Annotated in this window: 4 protein-coding genes; all 4 read left to right on the top strand. The window is 65.6% G+C overall.

The genetic code is table 11. The features are described from left to right. Nucleotides 1-1,685: ABC transporter ATP-binding protein (locus tag DBR12_RS15495; protein WP_108618077.1), on the top strand; the 1,685-nt coding region annotated here is incomplete at its 5' end. 111 nt (nucleotides 1,686-1,796) lie between these two features. Beyond that, the gene (locus DBR12_RS15490; RefSeq protein ID WP_108618076.1) at nucleotides 1,797-2,138 is read left to right on the top strand and encodes an EthD family reductase; all 342 of its coding nucleotides are present in this window, start codon (nucleotides 1,797-1,799) and stop codon (nucleotides 2,136-2,138) included. Nucleotides 2,139-2,238: 100 nt separating this feature from the next. Next, nucleotides 2,239-2,616: a Fur family transcriptional regulator gene (locus DBR12_RS15485; protein WP_108618075.1), complete on the top strand. Its 378-nt coding sequence runs from the start codon at nucleotides 2,239-2,241 to the stop codon at nucleotides 2,614-2,616. 263 nt (nucleotides 2,617-2,879) lie between these two features. Continuing rightward, entirely contained in the window at nucleotides 2,880-3,107 is a 228-nt protein-coding gene (locus DBR12_RS22030) for a hypothetical protein (RefSeq protein WP_146185556.1), read from the top strand. The last annotated feature ends 255 nt before the right edge of the window (nucleotides 3,108-3,362 follow it).

The raw sequence follows: 3,362 nt of genomic DNA, 5'->3' as shown, positions 1-3,362 counted from the left end.
CCGTGCTCGGCCACGTGGTGGATTGGCTGTCTACCGTGCCTCCCCATGCGCTGTGGGCCGAGCACAAAGGGGCGATCCTGGGCATCGTCGCGCTGCTGATGGGCACGCTGGTGCTGGTGTCCTGGCAAACCAGCCTCAAGCACCAGGTGCTGGCCATCAACTTCCCGCTGCGCCTGCGCTGGAACTTCCACCGCCTGATGCTGGGCCAGAGCATGGCTTTCTATGCCGACGAGTTTGCGGGCCGTATCACCACCAAGATCATGCAGACGGCACTGGCCGTGCGGGACATGATCTTCACCACCACCGATGTGGTGATCGGCATGGGCATCTACCTCGTCACCATCCTCGTGCTGCTGGCGGGGTTCGATGCACGGCTGATCGCGCCGTTTGCGCTCTGGATCGTGGCCTATGGCCTGGCCTGCTGGTACTTTGTGCCCCGCCTGGGCAAGGTGGGCAAGGCACAGGCCGACGCGCGTTCTGTGATGACTGGGCGCATCACCGACGCCTATACCAACATCGCCACTGTCAAGCTGTTCTCGCACACGCGGCGCGAGTCCGAGTTTGCGCGTGCCGCCATGGATGCCTTCAAGCTCACCGGCTATGCGCAAATGCGGCTGGTGAGCCTCTTCGAGATCGTGAACCAGGCACTGGTGGTGGCGATGATCCTGGGCGCTTGCGGTACGGCGCTGTGGCTTTGGACGCTGGGCGAGGTGGGCGCGGGTGCCGTGGCCGCCGTCATCGCCATGACGCTGCGCGTATCGGGCCACGCCCACTGGGTGATGTGGGAGATGACCACACTGTTCGAGAGTGTGGGCACCATCCAGGACGGCATCAACACGCTGACCAAGCCGCGCACCGTGGTGGATGCCCCCGCTGCGCAGCCGCTGCAAGTCACGCACGGTGAGGTGCGCTTCGACAACGTGAGCTTTGCCTACGAGAACCAGGGAGCTGCCTCTGGCAAGGGCCGCCCGGTCATCGATGCACTGCAGCTCACCATCCGGCCGGGCGAGAAGATCGGCCTCATTGGCCGCTCGGGTGCGGGCAAGTCCACCCTGGTGAATCTGCTGCTGCGCTTTCACGACGTGCACGCGGGCCGCGTGCTCATCGACGGGCAGGACATTGCCCATGTCACACAAGACAGCTTGCGCCGCAACATCGGCATGGTCACGCAGGACACCTCGCTGCTGCACCGCTCCATGCGCGACAACATCCTGTATGGCCGCCCCGATGCGACCGAAGAGGACATGCACATCGCCGCCCGCCGCGCCGAGGCCGCCGAATTCATCGAGACGCTGAGCGACCTGCATGGCCGCACCGGCTACGACGCCCAGGTCGGCGAGCGCGGCGTGAAGCTCTCGGGCGGCCAGCGCCAGCGGGTGGCCATTGCGCGCGTGATGCTCAAGGACGCGCCCATCCTGCTGCTGGACGAAGCCACCAGCGCGCTCGACTCCGAGGTCGAGGCCGCCATCCAGCAAAGCCTGGACAGCCTGATGGAAGGCAAGACCGTGATCGCCATCGCGCACCGGCTGTCCACCATCGCCGCCATGGACCGGCTCATCGTGCTGGACGCGGGCCGCATCGTGGAGGAAGGCACCCACGCGGAGTTGCTGGCCCAGGGCGGCGTGTATGCGCGGCTGTGGGGGCACCAGAGCGGCGGGTTCCTGGGTGAGTCGGACGAGGACTGAGCCGCCTGGGTGACATCGTGTCGCCCAGGCGGCTGTGCGCGGCCCCTGCCGCGCCTACCGTTGCGGCCACGCCCGGGCCATGGTGGCCCGGAACTTTCAGGAGATGGTCCGATGATCAAGGTCACAGCGGTATACCGCTGGCGCGAAGGCGCCACTTTCAACCACGACTACTACCACAGCGAGCACATGCGCATTGCCCGTGCGGCGCTGCAGCCTCTGGGCCTGGTGCGGCTCGAAAGCGACCGTGTGCTCTACCCCGGCGAGCCGCGCCCAGGCCAGGTGGTGGCGCTGACCAATGCCTTCTTCAGCGACCTGAAACAGGCCCAGACAGCGGCCAAGCAGACGATGGCCGAACTGGCGGCCGACATCCCCAACTACACCAACATCCAGCCGGAGTCGTACTTCGCACAAATGCTGGCGCACGAAGTGCCGGGCCCTGCCGTTACGGGATAGCGCCGCCCTTTTTTCCGCAAATGCGGAACCGGGTGGCCGCAGCCACCCAGATTTAGTTGATAATTCATTCTCATTAAACACCGCGCTACACCAAACCTCCATGGAACGATTCACCCGGCAACGCACAGCGATCTATGCCGTGGTCGCTGGCGCGCAGCGTCCGCTGTCGCCGCAGGAGATCCTGGAGACCGCCCAGGTGTCGGTGAAGGGGCTGGGTTTGGCCACGGTCTACCGCAACCTCAAGGCGCTGCTGGAAGATGGCGCCATCGAAGTGGTGCAGCTGCCCGGCGAGAGCCCGCGCTATGAGCCCGCTGGCCAGTCGCACCACCACCACTTCCAGTGCACACAGTGCGCGCGTGTTTTTGATGTGCACGCCTGCCCAGGCGACCTACAGGGGCTGGCGCCGCAGGGGTTCAAGGTGCAACGCCATGAATTGACGCTCTACGGCCTGTGTGCGGATTGCGCGCCCAGGGCATGAAGTCTGGATCCCATGCGATGCGCCCCTTTCCACCACGGGGGCGCACTTGGTGGCTGGCCTTCATGCTGCTGTGTGTGTTGGCCACCCAAACCTTGGGTGTTCTGCACGGGTTCGCGCATGCCAACACCCACCGGGGCAACTCACCGCAAGGTACGGCAGCTGTTGTTACCGCCGCACCAGACCTGCACCACTCCCACCCTGTGCGCGCAGACGCAAATGCAGACGCACATGCAGACTCAGATGCCCGCGAAACTGCGCGGGGCATGCCACATGCACGCAGCGCGCTCGAGCACCTGTTCGCCCCGCACGAAGACGCCGGAGACTGCCGTTTGTTCGACGCCCTGGGCCAGCAACCGGGTGGCGTGATGGCCGGGCCGACTTACCCGCCCGTGAAGCCCCCCAACATGCACCGGCTGCGGCGCCTGGAAGGCGCGTTTGTTGCGCGCTGGGCCACGCTGTTTGACGCACGCGGGCCACCCTTGTCTCACTGAACCCTTCGTTTACCCACCTGCGATCGGCGGGCGCGTGCATTTGCGTGCGCATGCCCAGGTGCATGCATGTGTGTGCAGCGCCCCTGCCGGGCTGCATCGACCTATTCAGTGAGAAAGAACCATGAAACATTCATCCCTCCAGGGCGGCTTGGCGCTGTCCCTCGTTTTGGCATTGGCCGCTTGCGGCGGCGGCAGTGGCGGCAGCAGTGTTGCCCCGCACCAGGACACCCGCATCGACACCGCAGGCCGTCTGGC

It is taken from the genome of Acidovorax sp. HMWF029 (assembly GCF_003060895.1).
Taxonomy (GTDB): Bacteria; Pseudomonadota; Gammaproteobacteria; order Burkholderiales; family Burkholderiaceae_C; genus Acidovorax.
This window is presented reverse-complemented; position numbering and strand designations above follow the sequence as displayed.

Excerpts from the sequence above, each read along its gene's own strand:
- DBR12_RS15490 (WP_108618076.1), top strand. The coding sequence starts at position 1,797 with ATGATCAAGGTCACAGCGGTATACCGCTGGCGCGAAGGCGCCACTTTC.
- DBR12_RS15485 (WP_108618075.1), top strand. The coding sequence starts at position 2,239 with ATGGAACGATTCACCCGGCAACGCACAGCGATCTATGCCGTGGTCGCT.
- DBR12_RS22030 (WP_146185556.1), top strand. The coding sequence starts at position 2,880 with ATGCCACATGCACGCAGCGCGCTCGAGCACCTGTTCGCCCCGCACGAA.